This window comes from Pseudomonas lopnurensis (genome assembly GCF_015070855.1).
Taxonomy (GTDB): Bacteria; Pseudomonadota; Gammaproteobacteria; order Pseudomonadales; family Pseudomonadaceae; genus Stutzerimonas; species Stutzerimonas lopnurensis.
In genome coordinates this window covers 1-21932 of sequence record NZ_JADDIX010000014.1, presented here as the reverse complement: position 1 = coordinate 21932, position 21932 = coordinate 1, and the positions used below count along the sequence as shown (strand labels likewise).

Here is a 21932-nt window from a genome sequence, read left to right as displayed (position 1 = left end):
CGAAGAAGTGTCGAAGACTCACGCCTGCTGAGCGGCAGCTTCGATCTCGGCGAAGTTGCTGATCTTCACCGAACCATCTGGAAACCGGGCGACGACCTCGAGCTGCCCGCCCATTGCTTCGATGTGGCTACGCAGCGTGGAGATATACATGTCGGTGCGCTTTTCCATTTTCGCGATCGACGGCTGCTGTACGTGCAATAGCTCGGCCAGCATCTTCTGCGACAAGCCACGCGCCTGACGCAGCTCGTTCAGCGGCATTTCAGCAAGCAGCTCCTGGGCCTTGGCTTCCACGCGAGCCTGAGCCTCTGGCGACATCTTTGCGCGCAAGTCTGCGAATTTCTTGGCCATCTCAGTCCTCCTTCTCAAGCTGTTCCAGGTGCTCGTCATGGAGACGATCTGCCAACGGAACGTTGATTTCGTACCAGCGGTTGTCGCCCGTCTTGTCTCCGCCAATCAGCAGGTTCGCCGAGCGCCTGGGATCAAATGCGTACAGTATCCGTATCGGGCGCCCGCTGTGCTGGGTTCTCAGCTCTCGCATATGCCCATGACGTGAGCCATTGATAGCGCTGCTATGCGGGAATCCAAGCGAGGCCCACGCTCTTCCAGCAAACGCACGGAGACCGCGATGGACTCCTGCTCCTCAGCCGTGAGCGATTCCCACCAGCCACCAAACTCTTCGGTGTACTCAACGTCCCAAGTCATGCGGAATATAGCTCTCACGGAATATCCCATCAATGGAATGATGACGCTCTAGGAAAAAGCCGGCCCTAACCGTACCGCATCCTGGAGGTGATCTGGCGCCAGATGCGCATACCGCATCGTCATGGCCAAGCTCGAATGGCCCAGGATCTTCTGTAGCGTGAGGATGTTGCCGCCGTTCTGGATGAAGTGACTGGCGAAGGTATGCCGCAGCGCATGAGCGGCCTGCCGAAACGAGCTGGAAGAGGCATAGGTATCCTCCATGAACTGAAAATAAGTGATCTTTCCATCATGGACCTTGGCGAGAATGGGAAACGGTGATGTGAACACTTGGCCAACCGTTACGGACCGGTAGGTGAACTTACCAAAAAATCGCGACATTCTCTCCGGAAGCGATTTTATCAGTGACAGTGAAGTCTTCGATTTTCCAATAGTTCGCGACCCGCAGAAATGTTTAGCTGTAGGCCTCCGGGCCTTTGTATGTGCCGGTCCAAGGTAGGATTTTCTTGAGTTTCGGGTTTTCGAAGTTGAGCGAAACGTAGGTTGCGTCTGGAGTGACCAGTCTCTCAGCGGCGGCTTCAACTTTATCGGGCGCAGTATTGGACAAGAAGTCCATGGCCACCGAGAGTGAGGCAGCAGACTGCGTTTCGCTATTCGACTGTGCGACCACAGGGGTGATAGTTGTAATGGACGCGACGAGCGCAATTGCTGCAACGAGCGACTTGCTTTGAGCAATCGTGACCATGAGCGTTCTCCATTTAGAGAACCCTAGCCCAGGAGAATCGTTATCCTCGAATTCAGCAGGGGAGAAATGCCTCGCCAATTTATTTAGCCCAGCCTGATGGTCGCCCATCAGCGGAGCCACGTTGTCTTTATCCAAACGCCCTTGTATTCAAAAGCCATGGTCCTTCTCCGCTCTCTTTGGAGTTCGTTTTTCCGAACAGAAGTTTCGGGCGACCAAGTTACATAATTAACGATCGAGAAAGCCGGACTTCCAGACTCATGCTTCTCGCGGGGTCAGAACATGGTGGCACGCCAAACTCGCCAACATGAAATCACAATATGGCAGTGTGGCCGAGCGTGGCACAGCCCCAAACAGGGGAGCTTGTACCAACACTAAAATGGGGGAGATCCAGTTACTGCGAAAGCTCGACGAGCCCTCGTTCGGTGCCCAGTATCACGGCGCGCTCCCGACTATTGAATCCGAGCTTGTCCATGATCTTTCTCAGATGCCCTTTGACTGCCTCTTCACCTATTGCCCGGGCAACAGCCATCTCCTTGCGGACAACCCATTGGCGACATGTTGCAGCTCCTGAACTTTTCTGTTGGAGAAACCGTCCTGATCGATGTGAACCGAAAATTCCGACGCGATCTCCGGGGGAAGTGGAATTGACCGGCCGCCAGCACGCGTATGGTTTCAATGAGTTCATGGCGCAGTGTGCTTTTCGAAAGATAGCCGCGCGCGCCTTGATTGCTTGCAACGCTATGACATCGCCTCGGTAAGCCATAAGTACTGCGACGCGCAGCTGTGGAAACTCCGCCATGATAGAGCTGATTGCAGCGATGCCGTTGAACTCCGGCATCTGTACGTCCATGAGGGTGACATGGGGTTGCGTCGCCCGGTATAGCCGAATTGCCTCCAGGCCATTGGAAGCTTCGCCGACCACGCTGATGTCCTCAAGCCTCCCACGACAGCTGTAATACCCTCGGGTATCAGCGGGTGGTCTGCCCTGACGGAGGCTCGTCCTCAGTACATACCACCATCCCGATTGATGCGCGCCAGCTGACCGCCGATCGGGCGTGCTGACGGACGTTGCGATCACGCCCCAGGGCAAATAGACTAACCTTGTTAGCTAACCGGAGCACGGCCATGAAGGTAGAGAGCAGCCCCGATACCAGCCCTAAAACAGTGAATGTTCACGATGCGAAAACCCACCTGTCGAAGCTTGTCCTTGAGGCCAGCCAGGGCCATCCGTTCATCATCGCGAAAGCCGGCAAGCCGATGGTAAAGGTCGTCGCGATTGATCACGAGCCGAAGCCTCGATTAGGTATGCTAAAGGGCTCGTTTGTCGTTCCGGATGATATCGATACGCCCTTCCAAAGTGATATTGAGGCCATGTTCGGGTCATGAAGCTGCTGCTCGATACTCACATACTGCTTTGGGCCTGCGCAGCCCCTTCTTCACTGCCGTCCGCAGCAGCCGCGCTGATTGAAGATCGCAACTACGAACTTTTTTTCAGCGCGGCTAGCATCTGGGAAGTCGGAATCAAGAATGCCATGGGCAAGGCCAATTTCGAGTTCGATCCCGCGGTCCTCAGGAGAGCCTTGCTGGACGCCGACTATCACGAGCTTGCAATGACCGGCACTCACGGGATCGCCGCGGCTGCTCTCCCGCCAGTCCACAATGACCCGTTTGATCGGATGCTCATCGGCCAAGCCAGTGTGGAGGGATTTATCCTCGTCACGAGCAACCTGGCCATCGCGAAGTACCCAGGCCCTATCAAGCACGTGCAATAAGAGATTTTCGGGGCTTCTTGTTTAGCGGTATCGAAAACTTACGCCTGCTGAGCGGCAGCTTCGACCTCGGCAAAGTTGCTGATCTTCACCGAACCATCCGGAAAGCAGGCAATGGCCTCGAGCTGCCCACCCATCGCTTCGATGTGGCTACGCAGCGTGGAGATATACATCTCGGTGCGCTTTTCCATTTTCGCGATCGGCGGTTGCTGCATGTGCAACAGCTCGGCCAGTACCTTCTGCGACAAGCCACGCGCCTGACGCAGCTCGTTCAGCGGCATTTCAGCAAGCAGCTCCTGGGCCTTGACCTCCACGCGCGCCTGAGCCTCCGGCGCCATCTTTGCGCGCAAGTCTGCGAACTTTGGCCATCGACCAGCCCTCATGAAGCTGTTCCAAGTGTTCGTCGTAGAAACGACCCGCCAACGGAACATTGACTTCGTACCAACGGTTGTCGCCCGTCTTGTCACCACCGATCAACAGGATCGCCGAGCCTGGGATCGAATGCGTACAGTGTCCGTATCGGGCGCCCGTTGTGCTGGGTTCTCAGCTCACGCATATGTCCATGGCGCGATCCGTTGATCTTGCCCACTCTTCGTCCCGCTGATGTGATGATGCCGTTTCGGATGGACCCGGCTCAGCTTCTCGGCCTCGGACCACCTCGCTCCGGTCGCCGACAAATCATCGCGACAAGCTCAACGTGTGGGTTATCGCAGCCACTACGAATCGAAACCAGCAGCTCGGCGAGCTGCTGGTTCGTCAGCCACGAAAGCTCCAGCGCCAACGGCATACCGTGTCCGCCCGCTGCGCTTGCGTTTATCAGCACGCGCTTCATCGAGACGAACTTCATCGCGCTTACTGCGGGGGGCTCCGCCTGATTGGAGAAATAATCTCTACATATAGGCGATCTATAGCGCATTTATCACCCTCAGGATCTCTCCTATTCTTCTCTTGCCGCTCGGCGCTTATACGGCTGAGCCCGGAATAACCGTGCGGTTAGACCTAATGATGAATTCGCGCCCACCTGAAAAGAGGATTCCCCCATGCCTGTCGTACGAGTTAGCTGGTTCGAAGGGAAAGACCACGCTGCGAAGGAGGCTGTCGCTGCCGAGATCACCCAAAGCATCGTGAAAAACACCGGTACCGATGCCAACTATATCTACGTCATTTTTGAAGACGTGGCGCCATCGGACTGGGCCGGCGCAGGCAAATTGTTTGGCGGCGATCCTGAGAAGAGCTAAGGTCCTTCGGCGTTAAGAGCCAATGGCTGCAAGGGGACCTTACTCCTTCTTTGTAGCCCAGGCTTCGGTCCGTTCAACCGGGCAGCCTGACTCCCAGTCAACGCTTTCGAACTGCTCGACCAGAAAATTGATGAATGCCCTCACCTTGGATGGCAGATGTTTGCGGGTCGGATACACAGCGTATATGCCCAGCTCTATCGAACGATAAGTCGGCAGCAGCTCCACCAGCTCGCCACGACGAAGATCCTCACTCACCATGAAGCTCGGCTGCAGCAAAATGCCGCCAGCCTTCAACGCAATGGCTCGGCAGGTATCACCATTGTTGCAACGGATGATTGAGCGCGTGTCAACCTTATGCTCACCATCGGGCCCGGTAAAGCGCCATTCGTTACCGCTCGAAAAGTTGCTATAGGCAATCACGCGGTGATCAATCAGGTCTTCTGGTTTTTTGAGCGGAGGATGGTTTGTCAGATAGTCCGGTGCCGCACACAGACGCATCCGCGTGCTCGCGAAACGCCGTCCCACGAGTGACGAACTCTCGATTCGCGCAATCCGTACCGCGACGTCAAACCCCTCTTCCACCAGGTCGACCTGACGATCGTTGAGACTGATGTCCAGTTCGAGCTTGGGATGCTGATTCAGAAAAGCCGTCCAGAGCGGTCCCAAATGCAACACACCAAAACTCACCGGCGCATTCACTCTCAAGACACCAGCAGGCTCATGGGAGCCCGACGAAACCGCGTTTTCCGCTTCCCCCATCAACGCCAACACTTCCCGCGCTTGTTGGTAGAAAACCCGCCCCTCTTCAGTAAGCGATAAGCGTCGTGTCGTGCGTTGCAACAAGCGCACGCCCAGACGTTCCTCCAGCGCGTTAACGTGTCTCGAAACGGCGGCTTTGGACATTTCCAATGCTTCAACGGCGCCGACGAAGCTGCCCTTGTCGACCACCGCGCAAAAGACTTGCATCTCCAGTGCCCGATCCATTATTGCCTCACTTTACGGAATTATAAGTCACATTAGAGCAGCTTTATCTCGAATATCGAATCTTTAAACTGAGCCTATCAAAACGCACACCAGGAGATACCGCATGAACATTACCCTTATCGGTACCGGCAACATGGGCTCGGCTTTTGCTCAACAGTTGTCCCAGGCAGGCCATCAGGTTCGCCTCACCGGCCGTGATCTGGACAAGACACGTGCCGTCGCAGCACAGCATGAAAACGTCGAAGCGTTCGCCGCCGACCAAGCCCTTGGTCAGAACGAAGTAGTGATCGTCGCTACCGCTTACCAAGACGCCGTAGCCGCACTGAGTAGCCTGGGCAGGCTGGACGGCAGAGTGGTGATCGATATCACCAACCCGCTGACCGCCGACTACATGGGCCTAACCATCGGCCACAGCACCAGTGCCGCCGAGGAAATTGCCAAGGCGCTGCCCGGCGTAGAACTGGTTAAAGGTTTCAACACCCTGTTCGCTCAGGTATTGGCCTCCGGCCCCAACTTTGCCAACGGCCAGCAGGGCAGTGTATTCCTGGCAAGCGACAGCGCGAGGGCTAAGCAAACCGCTGCCGCCCTGGCAGAAAGCCTGGGGTGGCGGACCGTGGATGCCGGCGGCCTGGTCAACGCGCGTTATCTCGAGGCGCTGGCCGGGCTGAACATCTACCTCGGCTACGGCGCAGGACTCGGCACACAAGTCGCACCGGCCTGGCTCAGCCGTTAACCCTCTCAAACCAACCTGGCGCCGCTGTGAATTGCTGCGGCGCCAGATAGACATCCCTCACACATTGGAAAACAAATGACCACTCCTGACCGCACCCAATCCTACGCTCCCCTCGTTCTGCGCTTGATCCTTGGCGTCATGTTTCTCGCCCATGGCCTGACCAAACTGCTGGTATTCACCCCAGCGGGCACTGCAGGCTTCTTCGAGTCCGTTGGGTTTCCTGGCTTTCTGGCCTATCCCGTCATTGCCTTCGAAGTCGTCGGCGGCCTGTTTCTGATTCTCGGCGTGTTTGCCCGCTGGGTAGCCACAATCGCCACCGTACAATTGCTGGCCGCGGCAAGCGTGCATTTCGGCAATGGCTGGAGCTTCACCAACGCCAACGGCGGCTGGGAATACCCGGTGTTTCTGGCCTTCACCGCGCTGGCCTTGGCGCTGCTGGATGACGGCGCGTTTGCGTTGAAGCGCTCGGTCCGTAACTGAGCGTTCAGAAGACCTAAGCGTCCCCGCCTTCGCCCATATCTCGCCCCAAGCTGGCAGGGCAAATGCAGAGAGCTTTGTTAGTTTCAGTGTCAATCGCCAGCCTGGGCAAGTAGGTAGCCATGTCCACCATCAGCCAACTGGTTATCGGAGCTACAACGCTCGGTCAGGACCGTCAGGACGAACCGCCCAAGCGACGTGCCCGGCAGGTCCTGTTGGCAAGGTGGCGGCAGGCGCAGGTCTAAGACGAAGCGTTCCCCAAGCCGATGCAAACGGGTCGGGAATCCGTGTTACAGCGACCGCCATGGAAGAAGTACCAACCGGTCGAACACATCGTTGACGCTGTGTATCGCGCCATTGGCATCTTGTCAAAGATCCCGAGCGGGCGGCTTGGTATACGAAGCATCGGAGCCTGCTCCGTCTGTGTGGCGGCTTCGGGCGAGTTGAGGCCGGCCATCTACGCTTAGGCGGCCATGACGGGGCCGCAACTCGGGTCGACACCACATAGCATAGGCGTTGCTCTCCTTAATGAGAGCTAGAGCCGACGTACTGTGTTGCCCGCGGAGTCAAGGGTACGGCGGACGCCGATGGTTGTGGCACATCGGTCGCAGAGTCGACGTGTGCTGGAGGTGGAAGGCAAATCGGTCAGGGCAGGCACGGGCTGCTGTTTGACGGTGTTGCTGGCAGCCGCCGGTGCCAACACGATCTCAGCCAACAGGTGTGATTGGATGTTCTCCATTCCGACAGATCTCCTGCGCCATAGGCAACAAGTCCCTATGGCGGGTGGGGTTGGCAATGTCAGAAGCGATAGACGTAGCCGAGCGCGAAAGAAGTCTGGTTGGCCTTGTCCACCAGCGAGCTGTCCTTGACGGTGCTGCCGAAGCGCGTGGCGCCGGCATCGAGGAACACCCTGTGGTGGCGCGTCGGCGTGTAGTCCATGCGCAGGCCGAACTGCATGTTCGTGGTGGCCTTGCCCTCATAGAAGGCGCGATCGGCCCGGGCTTCCGACTGCCTCACGCCGTAGTAGTAGTCGACGTACTTGCCGTCGACCCATTCCGCGGCGAGGCGCGGTGTGAAGCCGAACTTGCCCGCTGCAAAGCGCCGATCGATCAGTAGCTTGGCGCGCGCTCCCTTGCTGTTGCCCATGGCGTCGGCTAGCACTTCACCAGAGACATTCGCGAAATCCGCCTTCCAGATGACTGCACCGCCGGCCCAGATGCTGGCCTCGCGCTCATCCATACCGACCAGGACCGGGGAGTCCTCCGCTTCATAGCCATCGCCTGCCCAGCGGGCACGTAGACGGAACGAGAGGGATTCGGTCGAGTATAGCTTGACGTCGAAGGTCGGGATGGAGGCGCTAACCCATTTGTTCTCGTATGAAACGACCGGCAGGGGCTTCACTTCGCGATCGAAGTCGCGGTAGGGCTTGTCGATGACCGCGGCACCGATGCCCAGCGACCAGTGGCCGCTATTGTCATTGTCCTGTGCGAATGCCGAGGGGATCCACGCAGCGGAAAACGCTACGGCGGCGATGAGACCCAGGTTGTTCGCAGCGAGCGAGGCGCGGGAGAGTTTGCGTTGATACATGGGGTGCCCTTCCTGTAAGGCTTCGGGGAGGAAAATCGTTGTCCTTTGCAGCCAAGCTGCGGGTACCGGACGGCTGGAGCCTTGTCGCACCTCAGGGCGCTTGGGCAGCCGGCGCAATGCACCGCCGTTCGACGCCGAGCCGTGGCGCAGGGGAGGCCCGGCTTGCGGCCAGGAGCACCGGCGTGCCCACGCCAGGCGGAAACGTATGCCCATAGCGATACCGCGACGCGTGGATGACCAATTCCTTGCGGTATAAACGCGGTGCGGCCTGCGATTGCCTGCGCGGAATGCGCTGCATGCAGAACAGTTGGGGGCGTATGCCCGGACATGGTGTGCTAGGGAGCATGAAGCTTTCCGATCTCGTGGCACGTCGACACGACGCACCGGTGAGGCGGGATACTGCCCAAGCGGATTTAGCCCTTTTTTAGCGCTTTTAGGATTTCGTTAAGAAACCGGCTGCGAAGCAAAAAAGATGTGAGAGGCACCTGCATGCCAAGTACCGGACACCATGCATGGCAGCGAGTCGGTGAAGATGGTTGGCTTCAAGGTCGGAGCCGGACCGGATCAGTCCGCGCGTGGCGAAGCAGCCATGCCAGGGAACACGACGCGCACCATGAGCCCACGGCCCTCAAGGCCAGTATCGGTCTGGATGGTGGCGTTGTGCGATTTGGCAATTCCGGCGACCAGTGACAGGCCGATACCACTGCCACGCACAGGGGTGCCCGCGGCGCGGTGGAAGCGCTCGAAAATGGCCTCGCACTCCGCGGCCGGAACACCCCGGCCGTCGTCGGCGACTTCCAGATAGACCGTGGGCGCTGCCCCGGTCGGCGCAGGGGGTTCATAGCCGCAGCGCACGAGCACATTGCCGCCTTCGGCGGTGTAACGCATGGCGTTGTGCAGCAAATTGCGCAGCAGAATGCCGATCTCATCGACATCACCCGGAATCGTGCAGGCGTGCACATCCAGGAAGAGCGAGCGCTGATTCTGACTGGCGTAAACCTCGAATTCTTGGGCGACGTGCTGCACGAGCGTGCTCAGGTCGGCCTGTGCGTGCTTGGGAATCTTGGCGCCGGCATTGATACGCGCCAGATCGAGCAATTGCTCGGACAGCCGGGTGCTGCGCCTGGCCACCACCAGCAGTTTCCTGAGGGCGGCATCCTTGTCCTGAGGATCGGTCGCGCGCAGGGCGATCTCGGCCTGCGCCTGCAAGGCCGACAGCGGCGTGCGCAGCTCATGGGCCGCATCGCCGATGAAGCGGCGCTCGCCTTCGATGGCTTCGTCGAGTTGCCTGAGCACATGGTTGAAAGAGTCGACCAGTGGATGCAGTTCCCAAGGCAAACCGTCCAGGGGCAAGGGCGTGAAATCTAAGCTGCGGCGATGGCGCATGGCCGCCCCGAGCGCGCGTACGGGCTTGAGGGTGCTTTGGCTCACGGCCCACATGACGAAGCCCCCAATCACCAGCAGCACGGTTGCCAGGATCAACGCATGTGCCGCCTCGTGACGCATGTCCGCGTCCACGACGCTTTGCAGGTTGCCCACCTGGACGGTTACCCGTCCGCTACTGTCCGAGGCGGAGTAGACGCGCCACTGGCTCCCTTCGACGAGGGTCGAGGCAGCGCCATCGGCAAAACCGGGTTGAAGCGGGGATTCGGGTGCTCCAGGGGTACTCGCGATCAGTCTGTTGCGATCGACCCATATCTGAAAGGCCAACGGCTCGTATCCGGCATCAGGAAACTCGCGCAGTTTCAGCCCCGGTCCGGCGCGTCCTTCGAAGCGGCTATCGGCAGGGATGGTGACAAGCAGTTGGGTGGCAACCCCCGCGAGCTTCTCGTCCCAGGTGCTGGTGCGGTTGAGCGAGAGCTGTGTGAGAACGGTAGCGAGCACGACAGTCCAGCACAGCGCGATCACCCCGACGATCACCAGGACCAACTGCGCGTTGAAGGATCGTGACTTCATGCGCTCGGCTGTCCGACGACATAACCGAGTCCGTGAACGGTCCGGATCAGATCGTCGCCCAGCTTGCGGCGCAGCTGATGAATGAAGACGGCGATGGTGTTGCTCTCCACGTTGCTGGCCATGCCGTACACGATGTCGTGCAAGTGGTCGCGCGTCACGACATGGCCGGGACGCTCCACCAGCCCAAGCAGCGTGCGGTACTCGTGGGCACTGAGGACGACCTCGACCCCAGCCTTCGTGACGACGCGTCGGCTGCGGTCGATCCGCACATCCCCGTGGATGTACACCGGAATGACATGCCCCTGGCTGCGTCGGATGACGGAGCGCACGCGCGCCCAGAGTTCGTCGAACTGGAACGGTTTGACCAAGTAGTCGTCGGCGCCCGCATCAAGGCCTGCGATCCGTTCGCTCAGTTGACCGCGTGCGGTCAGGATCAGAACGGGCGTGGCGTCGTAGCGGGCACGCATCGAGCGCAGAACCCCCAGGCCGGAATCCCCAGGAAGCCCGATATCAAGCAGGACTGCCGCATAGGTGTGATCCACAAGAGCACTGCGGGCGGAATTCGCATCGCCGACGTGATCGATGTGCCATCCGCTCTGGCGTGCTCCGTCGCAAATGGTCTCGCCCAGCATCTGGTCGTCTTCTACAAGGAGAAGGTTCATGTCACATCTATCCATACCTGAACATCGGGTTTTCAAGGAATCATGAAGCAAGCGCTTTAGTTTCTTTTTAAGACGCCGACTCGGCGGTTCTTTCTCGCGAGTGCTCGTACCGGCGACCTTAGGAGGCGACGGGCCGGCGCAGACCCGTGTTTCTCAGCCCACGAGCCGCCCAGACCAGCGAGGAATCCTGCTGCATGGCGTGTGATCCCACGGTCTCGGGGATCCCGGTGCATCTTCACATCTTCAGGTTACGCAAGCGCTATCAGGAAACCGGCCTTGAGGAGCTGAATGATTGCCGATGATCGCCAGAAAGCCGTCTCCTACAACATAACGCCCGGTGAGTTAACAAGCTAACCAGACAGCGCACTAGCCAATATCTGCCAAAAAAGAACCGGCCGTCCTGATTTTCAGGAGGGCCGGAACAACACAACGCGCCCGATACTTCAGCACGCACGCTCAAAAAAGTTAGCGTTCAACACAGTGGCAATATGGTGCTCAATCAATCTGGGCTCGGTTTAATTAAACACCATCCCACCATCAATGATTACAGCCTGCCCAGTCATATAGTCCGAATCCGGCCCGCAAAGGAACGACACACAGGCAGCGACATCCTCCGGCTGAGACAGGCGCTTCAGGGTGATGTGTTGGGCGAACTGTTCCATGCCCCACTCGAAGCTCTGGTTGGCGTTGTCTGCCACGTCCTGGGCGACCTTGCGCATCATCGGTGTATTCACGATACCGGGGCAGTACGCGTTCACCGTTATACCCAGGTGCGCCAGCTCTCGAGCTGCCGTTTGGGTGATGCCGCGCACCGCGAATTTGGTGCCGCCATAGACCGCCAGGTCCGGATTGCCGACATGCCCTGCCTGCGATGAAGCACTGATGATTTTCCCACCGTGCCCCAGTGTTTTGAACGCTTTTACAGCGGCCTGGATGCCCCACAGGACCCCGCCTACGTTAATGTCGAAGGTTTTCCGGTAGATGTCCGGGGTGATGGTTTCGATCGGGGCAATCGGCGCGATACCTGCGTTGTTGATGACCACGTGCAGATCGCCCAGCCCATCGACCGCTTGCTGGACGGCTTTGAATACATCATCGCGATCGGCGACATCCACCTTGATCGCCAGGGCAGTTCCGCCGTTCGATTTGATTCTCTCGGCAACCTGGCTGGCCGTTTCAATATTCATATCGGCGCATGCCACCGCAAAACCATCGGTTGCCAATCGCAATGCAATGGCCTCACCAATGCCTTGGCCGGCGCCAGTAACAAATGCAACGTTTCCTTGGGACTTGGTCATTTCCGGTTTCCTTCTAGATTGTTATGGGAAATCAAACAGCGGCTACAGCTGCGCACGGGATCTCGCGAGATTAGAAGTTTGCCTGTAGCTTCACGCCAGCGACGAGTGCGTTATCGACTTCATAAACACCGCCCGGGTGGCGGACGTATTGCAGGTTCGGGCGCACGGTCAGCCAGTCGGTGACATGCACCCCGTAGTTGAGTTCGATGTTGTATTCGCTGTGCTGCACGGGAACGTACAGCGGGTTGTCATAGTCGGTGATGGCGCTGGCAGCATTGATCTGGCGCTGACGCTTGGTGACGTCGTCGTTGACATGGATGCGAGCGACCCCCAGTCCGATATCGTCCTTGGGGCGAGCATCGAACGGACCGTTGTAGACCAGCCCTAAGTTCTGAAAACTCTCGATGCTGCTGGTTTCCCGGTCATGGAAGGTGAAGCTGGCGAAAACGCTCAAGCCACGGGACGCATCGCCGTTTCGCGACGTCAGCTGCTGTCGGCCCATGACCCACCAACCACTTTTGCTGCTACGGCTTTTCGCGGTCATACCGGTCACTCCCTGCGGGCGGCCGTCCACGTCCTCATACACGTCGTTGGCACTGGCGCTGCTGTGGTAATAGCCCAGCCGGTACTCGCCGGGAAGCGCATGGGCGCCCACCGTCGGCTTCCAGATCACCTCTACCGGGACCAACGCGCCCTGGGTGCCGCTGCCACTGAGCTTGAAGCCATTACCGGTTTCCAGGTTCGAGGGGTTCTGCTCGAACACCCCGATCTGCACCGCCCAGTGTTCATCCAGGTTGTACTTGGCACGCAGCGCCCACTGGCTGACGGGACCGCTGTACCAGACATCCCCCGCTACGTTGCCGATGGGGGCAGCACAGAACGCCAGGCTCTGGAAGTCGCAAGGGAAGCTGTTGAAGTCCTCGTTGACGCCCATGCGCCCAATCTTGAGACCCAGCGCCTCATCGAAAAACCGTTGCCGATACCACATTTGGGTCAGGCGCCAGGTTTGCCCGCGCCCCCATACCTCCTGCACGGAGCTGAGCTGCCCGGTACGTGGATCGCCGATGCGTTCGTTGGACAGGTTGTTGCCGCTACGCTCGGTGACCAGCAACTGGAACTCGGCGGCGTTCCAGCCGAACAGCTTCTGCAGGTCCAGATTGGCGCCCAAGGCCCATTGGGAGGTGTATCGGGCGGTGCGGTCATCGTTATAACCACCCCTGAGATTGGCAGCACCCTCACCGACGTAGCCGATGGTGAAGTTCACACCTTTTTCGAGCAGTTCAGTGCGAGTGCCGCCCCAGTCCCCCAAGCCCCATCGGGACGACTCGCCGGCAGCAGAAGCGGGAAAGGCGATGCAGGCAAAAAGGCTTAGCCCTATGGGCAGGCGCCAGAGGTTGTTCATGTCGATTGGTCCTTGTTGTTATGGTCACGACACAGCGTTATCCAGCCCGCAGGGCAGCGCCGTTGCGGGCCGGGAAGCAGTAGCGATCAATACCGGTCGAGCGTGGCCCGACCTCGATGCCCAGCCAAGCCCGCTAGACTCCAGCCAGGCACAGGTATTTGATTTCGAGGTAGTCCTCGATCCCGTACTTGGAACCCTCGCGCCCAACGCCGGACGCCTTGATGCCGCCAAAGGGCGCCGCCTCGGAGCTGATGATTCCGGTATTCACGCCGACGATGCCGTACTCCAACGCCTCGCCGACGCGGAAAACGCGCCCCAGATCGCTCGCATAGAAGTAGGCGGCCAGCCCGAACTCGGTATCGTTGGCCTTGCGGATGACTTCGGCGTCATCGAAGAAGCGGAACACCGGGGCCAGGGGACCGAAGGTTTCCTCTTTCGATACGCGAGCGTTATCCGGCACGTCGACCAGGATCGTCGGCTGGAAAAAGTTGCCTCCTAGATGATTCGCAGCACCGCCCGCCAGCACCTTGGCCCCCTTCTCGATGGCGTCCTCGATATGCTCGCGAACCTTGGCAACCGCCTTCTCATCGATCAGCGGGCCAATGGTGGTGCCCTCGGTCATGCCATCTCCGAGTCTTAAACTGCCCACTGCTGCGGCCAGCTTGTCGACGAACGCGTCGTAGACCTTGTCGTGAACGTACAGGCGATTCGCACATACGCAGGTCTGGCCGGCGTTGCGAAATTTAGAGGCAAGAGCACCCTCTACGGCGGCGTCCAGATCGGCATCCTCGAAGACGATGAACGGCGCATTGCCACCGAGCTCGAGGGATATTTTCTTGATGTCATGGGCGCACTTCTCCATGATCGTGCGGCCAATCTCGGTAGAGCCGGTGAAGGAGATCTTGCGGACCACCGGGTTGCTGCTCAGCTCTTCGGCAATCTCGGCGGCCGAGCCGGTCACTACCGACAGCACACCTTTCGGAATACCGGCTTGCTCGGCAAGCTCCACCAAGGCCAGCGCCGAAAAGGGCGTTTGCGAAGCCGGCTTGATTACCATGGTGCAACCCGCGGCCAACGCCGGGCCTGCCTTGCGGGTAATCATCGCGCTGGGGAAGTTCCACGGCGTAATAGCGGCGCACACACCCACGGGTTGCTTGAGTACCAACAAACGCTTGTCTGCCGAACCGGGGATCACATCGCCGTAGATGCGCTTGCCCTCCTCCGCATACCACTCGATATAGGAAGCCGCAAAGACGATTTCACCACGCGCTTCGGCAAGGGGCTTGCCCTGTTCGAGGGTCATGATGCGGGCCAGGTCATCCTGGTTTTCGATGATCAGCTCGTACCAGCGGCGTAATGCGATGGCCCGCTCTTTTGCCGAGAGGGCGCGCCAGGCAGGCAGGGCACGATCGGCGGCTTCAATGGCGCGACGGGTTTCCGCCCCGCCCATGCGCGGAACATGGCCAATGACTGCGCCGGTCGATGGGTTGACGACAGTGATGGTGGCGGCACTGTCGGCACCGATCCACTTGCCGTCGATATAGGCATGCTGACGAAACAGTTCGGTTTTTTTCAGGTTCACTGCATGTTCTCCGTCGGATATGCGGCGCCTCACGGGTGCCGTACGAACGCACTCGCCCTCGCGAGGCGGCAGCGAGTGCGCTTTCTTCGCGTTGATGTTCCGGTCAATGCTGTAATGCTGTTCACTTAGGCAAGCTCGCCCCGAGGTCGGGCCTCCCACAAAGCGACGTTGCCCACCGAGCCCCGTGGGAGGCGCGCCCTCGCGGCGAATTCAGGCTTGCAAGCCCCGCAAAAAGCCAAAGGGTTCCTGGGCTGCCCTCAGCAAAGTGAACAACATTACGGTCAATGCTGGGCTTTTTGGGCGTAGCTACCGGACGGGCTCAGGCTCGTGAACTTGAAGCCTCGATAGCCTTCGTTCTGGACTGACGCGAGAATGTCTCTAAACGGGCCCAAACCGCCCATGTAGAAGTAGACGGAGTTGGTCTTGCCAGGAATGTTGGCGCCGAAGATCCAGGAATCGGCCTTGGCGAACAGCGTCTGGTCGGCGATCTCACGGCAGGTCACGCCCCACTGGCGTTCGCTTTCGGCGTCGGGCTCCATGCAGGCCAGCTCCTTTGCTTCCATGAAACCGATCATGTCGGATACCCACTCCACCTCTGTTTCGATGGTGGGTGGCAGGTTGGTGAACGGACCGTTCGGGCCCAGAATCATGAACATGTTGGGGAAGTTGGCGGTGGCCACCGACAGGTAGCTGGACGGCCCTTCGCTCCAGTGATCCTTGATGCTGACGTCATTCCGGCCGCGGATATCGATGCGTTTGTAGTTGCCGTCCACTGCGTCGAAACCGGTGGCGAATATCAGTACATCCAGCGCGTGCTCCACGCCGTCGGCGGTACGAATGCCCGCTGCGGTGATTTCCTTGATCGGGTTGGCTTTGACGTCCACCAGGGAGACATTCGGACGGTTGAAGGTGGCGTAATAGCCACTGTCGCACAGCGGACGTTTCGCATAGAGGTCGCGCGGCATCAGCTTGCGCGCCGTTTCCGGATCCTTGACGATTTCAGCGATTTTCTCGCGTATGAAATCCTGGGCGGCCCGATTGGCTTGTTCGTCGGTGGCGATGTCGTTGAAGGTCTGGAACATGAAGCGGAATCCGCCGCCGCCGTCCCAGGCACGCTGGAAGATCTGTTTACGCTCTTCCGGCGACACGCTCATCGTGGGGATATCGCTTTCTTCGAAACCAAACGCCAGGCGAGACGAGCGGACCTGTTGCCAGATCGCATCGTAATTACGCTTGATGTCATCGACGTACTCGCGGCTCACCGGACCGTTGCCCACTGGGACGGTGTACTGCGCGGAGCGCTGGAACACGGTGAGATGGTCGACGGTTGGCGCAATGGCGGTAATCACCTGGCATCCGGTCGAGCCCGTGCCTATCACGCCGACGCGCTTGCCTTCCAGGACGGCATCGGCCGGCCAATTGGCGGTGTGGTACATCTTGCCCTTGAACTGCTCCATCCCCTTGATCTTCGGCACGTTGGTGGCCGACAGCAGGCCAAGCGCGGTGACCAGGTACTTGGCGCTGTACCGATGACCATCGTCGGTGGTGACGGACCAGCGGTTGGTTTGTTCATCGAACACGGCCGAGGTGATCGCCGTTTCCAGTTGGATATCCTTGCGCAGGTCGTGGCGATCAACCGCGTGGTTCAGGTAGGACAGGATCTGCGGCTGGTCGACGTAGCGCGTGGTGATGTCCCACTCCTGGCAAAGCTCGCGGTCCCACGAGAAGCAGTACACGAAGGTTTCGCTATCGGACAAGGCGCCCGGGTAACGATTCCAGAACCAGGTGCCGCCTATGCCGCCAGCCTTGTCGAAGGCCCGGACCGTCAGGCCCAGTTCGTCGCGCAGCTTCTTCAGCATGTAGATGCCGCCGAAACCGGCACCAATGATGATCGCGTCGAAATTGGTCACGCTGGTGCCAACGGAGCGTTTAGCCAGAACGGTAGTTGTCATTGTGTTCTCCTGAGTGATCGGTGCGCCTGAAATCCTTGCTACGCGGGCTCGCTAACGGAATATCCAGGCAAGCCGGTAGCGTCTCCCCGAACACTGGGCCGGGGACCTTTGGAACTCGATGGTTGAAGTGAGCGGATCAGTCCGACCCGCTCCGCTCGTACTTACAGCGAGAAGCCGCCATCTACCGCGATTGCCTGGCCTGTGACATGAGGTGCACAGGCGAGGTAAACGGCCAACTGGCCCATGTCCTCGACGGTTTGCGCTTCGCCTTGCGGCAACAGGGCCGCCTGATGCCGCTCCCAGGATTGCTCCTCGGTTTCACCCGGCTCAGCCCAACGGCTGGACAGCCCCTCGTCACCGCGCCACATGCCGGTACCCACGACACCGGGGCACAGCGCGTTGACCGTGATGCCTTCACGGGCGACTTCTTTGGCGAAAGCGTTGGAAAAACCGATGACCGCGAACTTGGATGCGCTGTAGTGCGACAGGTCCGGGAAGCCGACCTTGCCGGCGATCGAGGCCAGATTGATGATGCGACCGAACCTGTGCTCACGCATCAGCCGCAGCTCAGCCTGGCAACAGAGGAATACGCCGCGCGCATTGATGTTCATGATGCGGTCCCACTCGCTGACTGGCAGCTCGTCGACCTTACCCAAACTCACTACGCCCGCGTTGTTGACGGCGACATCCAGGCGGCCGTAGTGCTCGCGTACCTGCTCGACCATTGCCCCAACGCTGTCGGGTTGGCTTACGTCCACCTGCAAGGCAATGGCGCGGCGGCCCAGGGCACGGACCTTGGCGGCAGCTTCTTCAGCGATGCCGAGGTCATAGTCGGCGACTACCAGATCGGTGCCGGCTTTGGCCAGGCTTAAGGCGATACCTTGTCCGATACCGCGGCCAGCGCCAGTGACCAGGGCAACCTTGCCGACCAGGGAGAAATCGACAGCAATAGATTCGCTCATGAGATGCCTCTAATTATTGTTGTTGAATGCGACCGCTTGCGGCGGTTCGCTGAGACAGGCTGGAGCAAACCTGATGCCAATATCCGGAATACCGGCTGAAAGCACCGAACCAGAGCGGTTCATGGATACAAAGCAGTAGCGCTCCGGCGCAGCTGATCAAGACGTTATGTCTCCCTGTGAGCGAGACCCGGAGAGACGCGTGAGACGTTATGTCTCACACCGCACCCGCCAATCGATTCAGCTTGTGGACAGGGGGCAACATGCATTAAATGGCCGTACAAAAATTAGAATTGACCATGCGGAGGTACCATGTCCTCTGGTTACTCGAAGGCTCATGTGGAACACGTGAGCAGAGTGCTACGCACTGCCCAAAGCGCACCGACGCTTCCCGTTCCGAGCAGCATCCTCGACTCCTGGCGCCGTTCGGTGCAGCACCACCAACTCGACCCGGGCTCGCTGCAGGGCCCACGAGTCCTCGAAGCACATCAGCTCAAGGAACACCGCGAACGGATCGATGATTTCCTGCGCCTGGCAGGCGATGAGATTGGTCGTCTACACCATCGGGTGCGCGACGCCGATTATTGCGTGATGCTCACCGACACCTTGGGGTGTACCGTCGATTACTGCATCGATTCAACCATCCGCGGCGAGTATCGCCGTGCAGGCATCGATCTGGGCACGTGCTGGACGGAGAGAGAAGAAGGCACCACCGCCGTATGTGCCGTCCTGATCGATAAGCAGCCGATCACCGTGCACAAGCAGGATCACTTTCGCGCGGCGTTCATCGGCAACACCTGCTCTGCCGCCCCGGTCTTTTCCCCCTCCGGCGAGCTTTTCGCCGTCCTGGACGTATCCGCCATTCGTTCGCCGGACGACAGGCGCAGCCAGCATCTGATTCGTCAGATGGTCATCCAAAGCGCCGCCGAGATCGAAAACGCATACTTCATGTACAGCACCCAGGATCTGTGGGTCTTGCGCGCGCATCCGCTGCCCGGCTATGTCGATAGCCAACCGCAGCTACTGTTCGCATGGGATGGCGATGGGGTGATTCAGGCACTCAATCCCGCTGCGCGCCGGTTGATGTTGCAGCGCCACGGCCGGATCCCGGATACCTTCCAGGAAGCCTTCGCCTCGGCACGCCTTCCTGCTCACGGCGATGACAGTGTTCATTACCTCCCCGCGCTGGGTTTGCACGTACGCCTGAAAGCACCGCGGCGCACGGCCCGCGTAGCCATGGCCGACAAGGTGAACGAGGCGCTCGATCCTACCGTCGCCCGAGCCCTTGAACTGGCCGTGCGCGTCAAGGACCGCGGGCTGCCAGTGTTGATCCACGGCGAAACCGGAGCCGGCAAGGAGCATTTCGCCTTGCAACTGCATGCCGCCAGCAAACGCAAGGACAAGCCTTTCGTAGCCGTCAATTGCGCGGCGATACCGGAGACTTTGATCGAGAGCGAACTCTTCGGTTATGCCGCCGGTGCGTTCACCGGCGCGTCCAGCAAAGGCATGCGGGGTTTGTTGCAACAGGCCGATGGCGGCACGCTATTCCTTGATGAAATCGGCGACATGCCGCTGACGCTGCAGACCCGCCTGCTACGGGCCTTGAGCGAAGGTGAGGTGTCGCCGTTAGGTGCCGCCCGACGCCAGACCATCGACATTCAGGTCGTGTGCGCCAGCCACCGCGATCTCGCGATGCTGGTCGAGCAAGGTACCTTTCGCGAAGACCTGTACTTCCGCTTGAGCGGAGCGCGCTTCGACATTCCGCCACTGCGCGAGCGCACCGATAAACTGGCCTTGATCAATAAGCTCCTGGACGAAGAATGCACGCGGTCCGCAGAGCGCTTCGAGCTGAGTGAGGCGGCCTTGGAGATGCTGTTGAACTACAGCTGGCCGGGCAATATGCGTCAGCTGCATCACGCGCTGCGGTATGCCTGTGCGGTGTGCGCCAGCCAGGTTATCGGTGTCGAAGATTTGCCGGTGGCGCTCGCTATCAGCGCCCCGGTGAATGGGGAAGAAACGACATCGGGAAGCCCGGAGCGTCAGGCGCTGATCGACACGCTGGTACGCAATCGCTGGAAGCCGGTCCTTGCCGCCCAGGAGCTCGGGATTTCGCGTGCTACGTTGTACCGCCGCGTGAATCAGCACGGCATCAAGATGCCGGGCAAAGGTTCACACAACTAACCTTTTAATGCTGAATGCCACCCTCGCGTATATCCACGCGGGGCGGCTGCGTCCCTTAGATGACTTTTTCCAGCTCCGGCACGATCTCGAACAGATCGCCCACCAGGCCGTAGTCGGCCACCTGGAAGATCGGCGCTTCCTCGTCCTTGTTGATCGCGACGATCACCTTGGAGTCCTTCATGCCGGCCAGGTGCTGGATGGCACCGGAGATACCGACCGCGATGTACAGCTGCGGCGCGACGATCTTGCCGGTCTGGCCGACCTGCATGTCGTTCGGCACGAAACCGGCATCGACCGCGGCACGCGAGGCGCCGACTGCCGCGCCGAGCTTGTCGGCCAGCGAGTACAGGTGCTTGAAGTTCTCGCCGTTCTGCATGCCGCGACCACCGGAAACGACGATCTTGGCAGCGGTCAGTTCGGGACGGTCGGACTTGGCCAGCTCTTCGCCGACGAAGGCGGACTTGCCGGCGTCACCAGTGCCGGCGATCTGCTCGACCACAGCCGAACCACCGGTGGCATTCACGGCATCGAAGCCGGTGGCACGCACGGTGATGACCTTGATCGCGGCGCTGGACTGCACGGTCGCGATGGCGTTACCCGCGTAGATCGGGCGCTTGAAGGTGTCCGGGCTTTCCACCGAAATGATTTCGGAAATCTGGTCGACGTCCAGCTGGGCGGCGACGCGCGGCAGGAAGTTCTTGCCGTTGGTGGTGGCAGCCGCCAGCACGTGGCTGTAATTGGATGCCAGGCCGGCGATCAGCGGCGCGACGTTTTCCGGCAGTTGGTTGGCGTAGGCGGCATCGTCGGCGACCAGCACCTTGGCCACGCCTTCGATCTGCGCGGCCGCCTCGCCGATGGCGCCGCAGCCGCTACCGGCCACCAGCACGTGGATGTCTCCGCCGATCTTGGCAGCGGCAGCGACGGTGTTCAGAGTAGCGGCCGCGAGGACGGCATTGTTGTGTTCAGCGATAACCAGGATAGCCATTTAGATTACCTTCGCCTCGTTCTTCAATTTCTCGACCAGTTCAGCCACGGACTTGACCTTGATGCCGGCGCTGCGGCCGGCCGGCGCTTCGACTTTCAGGGTCTTCACGGTGGAAGTGGTGGTGACGCCCAGCGCATCGGGGGTCAGCACTTCCAGCGGCTTCTTCTTGGCCTTCATGATGTTCGGCAGCGAGGCGTAGCGCGGCTCGTTCAGGCGCAGGTCGGTGGTGACGATCGCCGGCAGGTTCAGCGCAACGGTCTGCAGGCCGCCGTCGATTTCGCGAGTGACGTTGACCTTGTCGCCCGCCACTTCCACCTTCGAGGCGAAGGTGCCCTGGGCGTAACCGGTCAGTGCGCCGAGCATCTGCCCGGTCTGGTTGTTGTCGCTGTCGATCGCCTGCTTGCCGAGGATGACCAGTTGCGGCTGCTCCTTGTCGACCACCGCCTTGAGCAACTTGGCCACGGCCAGGGAATTCAGTTCCTCGCTGGACTCGACCAGCACGGCGCGGTCGGCGCCCAGTGCCAGCGCGGTGCGCAGTTGCTCCTGGGCAGCGGTCGGACCGATGGAGACGACAACGATTTCGCTCGCCACGCCCTTCTCTTTCAGGCGCACGGCTTCTTCCACGGCGATTTCGCAGAAGGGGTTCATCGACATCTTGACGTTGGCGAGATCGACGCCGGACTCGTCCGCCTTGACGCGAACCTTGACGTTGTAGTCGACCAC

General features: G+C 59.8%; 21 protein-coding genes and 3 pseudogenes. 6 read left to right on the top strand and 18 right to left on the bottom strand.

Annotated features, from left to right (window positions below):
• Positions 1–18 precede the first annotated feature (18 nt).
• The 5 genes and pseudogenes from IN820_RS02580 to IN820_RS02560 form a co-directional block, all read right to left on the bottom strand.
• Positions 19–348 (bottom strand): XRE family transcriptional regulator, encoded by a 330-nt coding sequence (locus tag IN820_RS02580; protein WP_193679481.1) that lies wholly within the window; start codon positions 346–348, stop codon positions 19–21.
• A gap of 1 nt (position 349) precedes the next feature.
• Positions 350–702 (bottom strand): annotated as a pseudogene (locus IN820_RS02575) (type II toxin-antitoxin system RelE/ParE family toxin).
• 48 nt (positions 703–750) lie between these two features.
• Positions 751–927 (bottom strand): annotated as a pseudogene (locus tag IN820_RS02570) (tyrosine-type recombinase/integrase); the annotation flags it as partial.
• Between the two features lie 226 nt (positions 928–1153).
• Positions 1154–1444 carry a hypothetical protein gene (locus IN820_RS22400; protein WP_207793476.1) on the bottom strand — a complete coding sequence of 97 codons (291 nt, stop codon included), beginning with the start codon at positions 1442–1444 and terminating at the stop codon, positions 1154–1156.
• A 391-nt stretch (positions 1445–1835) separates the two neighbouring features.
• Entirely contained in the window at positions 1836–2366 is a 531-nt protein-coding gene (locus tag IN820_RS02560) for a response regulator transcription factor (RefSeq protein WP_328822065.1), read from the bottom strand.
• A 203-nt stretch (positions 2367–2569) separates the two neighbouring features.
• Here IN820_RS02560 and IN820_RS02555 point away from each other — a divergent pair, with 203 nt between their 5' ends.
• Both IN820_RS02555 and IN820_RS02550 read left to right on the top strand, forming a co-directional pair.
• Entirely contained in the window at positions 2570–2830 is a 261-nt protein-coding gene (locus IN820_RS02555; protein WP_193679480.1) for a type II toxin-antitoxin system Phd/YefM family antitoxin, read from the top strand.
• Entirely contained in the window at positions 2827–3216 is a 390-nt protein-coding gene (locus tag IN820_RS02550; RefSeq protein WP_193679479.1) for a type II toxin-antitoxin system VapC family toxin, read from the top strand. The genes IN820_RS02555 and IN820_RS02550 overlap by 4 nt, the downstream gene beginning before the upstream one ends.
• Positions 3217–3254: 38 nt before the next feature.
• Here the strand turns inward: IN820_RS02550 and IN820_RS02545 are convergent, their stop codons facing one another.
• Both IN820_RS02545 and IN820_RS22475 read right to left on the bottom strand, forming a co-directional pair.
• On the bottom strand, positions 3255–3596 hold the full coding sequence (locus IN820_RS02545) for an XRE family transcriptional regulator (protein WP_207793478.1): 342 nt from the start codon (positions 3594–3596) through the stop codon (positions 3255–3257).
• Positions 3496–3793 (bottom strand): annotated as a pseudogene (locus IN820_RS22475) (type II toxin-antitoxin system RelE/ParE family toxin); the annotation flags it as partial. The gene IN820_RS02545 and the pseudogene IN820_RS22475, both read right to left, overlap by 101 nt.
• Before the next feature lie 460 nt (positions 3794–4253).
• Between IN820_RS22475 and IN820_RS02540 the strand changes: the two are divergent.
• The gene (locus tag IN820_RS02540; protein ID WP_193679478.1) at positions 4254–4451 is read left to right on the top strand and encodes a tautomerase family protein; all 198 of its coding nucleotides are present in this window, start codon (positions 4254–4256) and stop codon (positions 4449–4451) included.
• Positions 4452–4490: 39 nt separating this feature from the next.
• On the opposite strand, the gene IN820_RS02535 is transcribed toward IN820_RS02540, so the two are convergent.
• On the bottom strand, positions 4491–5435 hold the full coding sequence (locus IN820_RS02535) for a LysR family transcriptional regulator (RefSeq protein WP_193679477.1): 945 nt from the start codon (positions 5433–5435) through the stop codon (positions 4491–4493).
• A 103-nt stretch (positions 5436–5538) separates the two neighbouring features.
• Here IN820_RS02535 and IN820_RS02530 point away from each other — a divergent pair, with 103 nt between their 5' ends.
• Entirely contained in the window at positions 5539–6168 is a 630-nt protein-coding gene (locus tag IN820_RS02530; RefSeq protein ID WP_193679476.1) for an NADPH-dependent F420 reductase, read from the top strand.
• A 75-nt stretch (positions 6169–6243) separates the two neighbouring features.
• The gene (locus IN820_RS02525; RefSeq protein ID WP_193679475.1) at positions 6244–6648 is read left to right on the top strand and encodes a DoxX family protein; all 405 of its coding nucleotides are present in this window, start codon (positions 6244–6246) and stop codon (positions 6646–6648) included.
• Between the two features lie 795 nt (positions 6649–7443).
• On the opposite strand, the gene IN820_RS02520 is transcribed toward IN820_RS02525, so the two are convergent.
• The 8 genes from IN820_RS02520 to IN820_RS02485 form a co-directional block, all read right to left on the bottom strand.
• Positions 7444–8232 (bottom strand): MipA/OmpV family protein, encoded by a 789-nt coding sequence (locus IN820_RS02520; RefSeq protein WP_193679474.1) that lies wholly within the window; start codon positions 8230–8232, stop codon positions 7444–7446.
• Between the two features lie 564 nt (positions 8233–8796).
• A complete protein-coding gene (locus tag IN820_RS02515; protein ID WP_193679473.1) occupies positions 8797–10188 on the bottom strand; it encodes a sensor histidine kinase in 1392 nt (463 codons plus the stop codon).
• Positions 10185–10850 carry a response regulator transcription factor gene (locus IN820_RS02510; protein WP_193679472.1) on the bottom strand — a complete coding sequence of 222 codons (666 nt, stop codon included), beginning with the start codon at positions 10848–10850 and terminating at the stop codon, positions 10185–10187. The genes IN820_RS02515 and IN820_RS02510 overlap by 4 nt, the downstream gene beginning before the upstream one ends.
• Before the next feature lie 515 nt (positions 10851–11365).
• Complete coding sequence (locus tag IN820_RS02505) at positions 11366–12148, bottom strand: (S)-acetoin forming diacetyl reductase (RefSeq protein WP_193679471.1); 783 nt, start codon at positions 12146–12148, stop codon at positions 11366–11368.
• A gap of 70 nt (positions 12149–12218) precedes the next feature.
• Complete coding sequence (locus IN820_RS02500; RefSeq protein ID WP_193679470.1) at positions 12219–13550, bottom strand: carbohydrate porin; 1332 nt, start codon at positions 13548–13550, stop codon at positions 12219–12221.
• 133 nt (positions 13551–13683) lie between these two features.
• Positions 13684–15132: an NADP-dependent succinate-semialdehyde dehydrogenase gene (gene gabD, locus IN820_RS02495; protein WP_193679469.1), complete on the bottom strand. Its 1449-nt coding sequence runs from the start codon at positions 15130–15132 to the stop codon at positions 13684–13686.
• 281 nt (positions 15133–15413) lie between these two features.
• Entirely contained in the window at positions 15414–17084 is a 1671-nt protein-coding gene (locus IN820_RS02490) for a flavin-containing monooxygenase (protein WP_193679468.1), read from the bottom strand.
• Between the two features lie 161 nt (positions 17085–17245).
• Positions 17246–18046, bottom strand: a complete 801-nt coding sequence (locus IN820_RS02485) for an SDR family NAD(P)-dependent oxidoreductase (RefSeq protein ID WP_193679467.1) — start codon at positions 18044–18046, stop codon at positions 17246–17248.
• A 309-nt stretch (positions 18047–18355) separates the two neighbouring features.
• Between IN820_RS02485 and IN820_RS02480 the strand changes: the two genes are divergently transcribed.
• Entirely contained in the window at positions 18356–20224 is a 1869-nt protein-coding gene (locus IN820_RS02480; RefSeq protein WP_193679466.1) for a sigma-54-dependent Fis family transcriptional regulator, read from the top strand.
• A gap of 55 nt (positions 20225–20279) precedes the next feature.
• Here IN820_RS02480 and IN820_RS02475 read toward each other — a convergent pair whose 3' ends face one another.
• Entirely contained in the window at positions 20280–21209 is a 930-nt protein-coding gene (locus IN820_RS02475) for an electron transfer flavoprotein subunit alpha/FixB family protein (RefSeq protein ID WP_193679465.1), read from the bottom strand.
• On the bottom strand, positions 21210–21932 hold a 723-nt coding region (locus IN820_RS02470), incomplete at its 5' end, for an electron transfer flavoprotein subunit beta/FixA family protein (protein WP_193679464.1).

Bases quoted from the DNA above. Each gene is read 5' to 3' on its own strand.
- IN820_RS02580 (WP_193679481.1), bottom strand. From the start codon at position 348: ATGGCCAAGAAATTCGCAGACTTGCGCGCAAAGATGTCGCCAGAGGCT.
- IN820_RS22400 (WP_207793476.1), bottom strand. From the start codon at position 1,444: ATGGTCACGATTGCTCAAAGCAAGTCGCTCGTTGCAGCAATTGCGCTC.
- IN820_RS02555 (WP_193679480.1), top strand. From the start codon at position 2,570: ATGAAGGTAGAGAGCAGCCCCGATACCAGCCCTAAAACAGTGAATGTT.
- IN820_RS02550 (WP_193679479.1), top strand. From the start codon at position 2,827: ATGAAGCTGCTGCTCGATACTCACATACTGCTTTGGGCCTGCGCAGCC.
- IN820_RS02545 (WP_207793478.1), bottom strand. From the start codon at position 3,596: ATGAGGGCTGGTCGATGGCCAAAGTTCGCAGACTTGCGCGCAAAGATG.
- IN820_RS02540 (WP_193679478.1), top strand. From the start codon at position 4,254: ATGCCTGTCGTACGAGTTAGCTGGTTCGAAGGGAAAGACCACGCTGCG.
- IN820_RS02535 (WP_193679477.1), bottom strand. From the start codon at position 5,435: ATGGATCGGGCACTGGAGATGCAAGTCTTTTGCGCGGTGGTCGACAAG.
- IN820_RS02530 (WP_193679476.1), top strand. From the start codon at position 5,539: ATGAACATTACCCTTATCGGTACCGGCAACATGGGCTCGGCTTTTGCT.
- IN820_RS02525 (WP_193679475.1), top strand. From the start codon at position 6,244: ATGACCACTCCTGACCGCACCCAATCCTACGCTCCCCTCGTTCTGCGC.
- IN820_RS02520 (WP_193679474.1), bottom strand. From the start codon at position 8,232: ATGTATCAACGCAAACTCTCCCGCGCCTCGCTCGCTGCGAACAACCTG.
- IN820_RS02515 (WP_193679473.1), bottom strand. From the start codon at position 10,188: ATGAAGTCACGATCCTTCAACGCGCAGTTGGTCCTGGTGATCGTCGGG.
- IN820_RS02510 (WP_193679472.1), bottom strand. From the start codon at position 10,850: ATGAACCTTCTCCTTGTAGAAGACGACCAGATGCTGGGCGAGACCATT.
- IN820_RS02505 (WP_193679471.1), bottom strand. From the start codon at position 12,148: ATGACCAAGTCCCAAGGAAACGTTGCATTTGTTACTGGCGCCGGCCAA.
- IN820_RS02500 (WP_193679470.1), bottom strand. From the start codon at position 13,550: ATGAACAACCTCTGGCGCCTGCCCATAGGGCTAAGCCTTTTTGCCTGC.
- IN820_RS02490 (WP_193679468.1), bottom strand. From the start codon at position 17,084: ATGACAACTACCGTTCTGGCTAAACGCTCCGTTGGCACCAGCGTGACC.
- IN820_RS02485 (WP_193679467.1), bottom strand. From the start codon at position 18,046: ATGAGCGAATCTATTGCTGTCGATTTCTCCCTGGTCGGCAAGGTTGCC.
- IN820_RS02480 (WP_193679466.1), top strand. From the start codon at position 18,356: ATGTCCTCTGGTTACTCGAAGGCTCATGTGGAACACGTGAGCAGAGTG.
- IN820_RS02475 (WP_193679465.1), bottom strand. From the start codon at position 21,209: ATGGCTATCCTGGTTATCGCTGAACACAACAATGCCGTCCTCGCGGCC.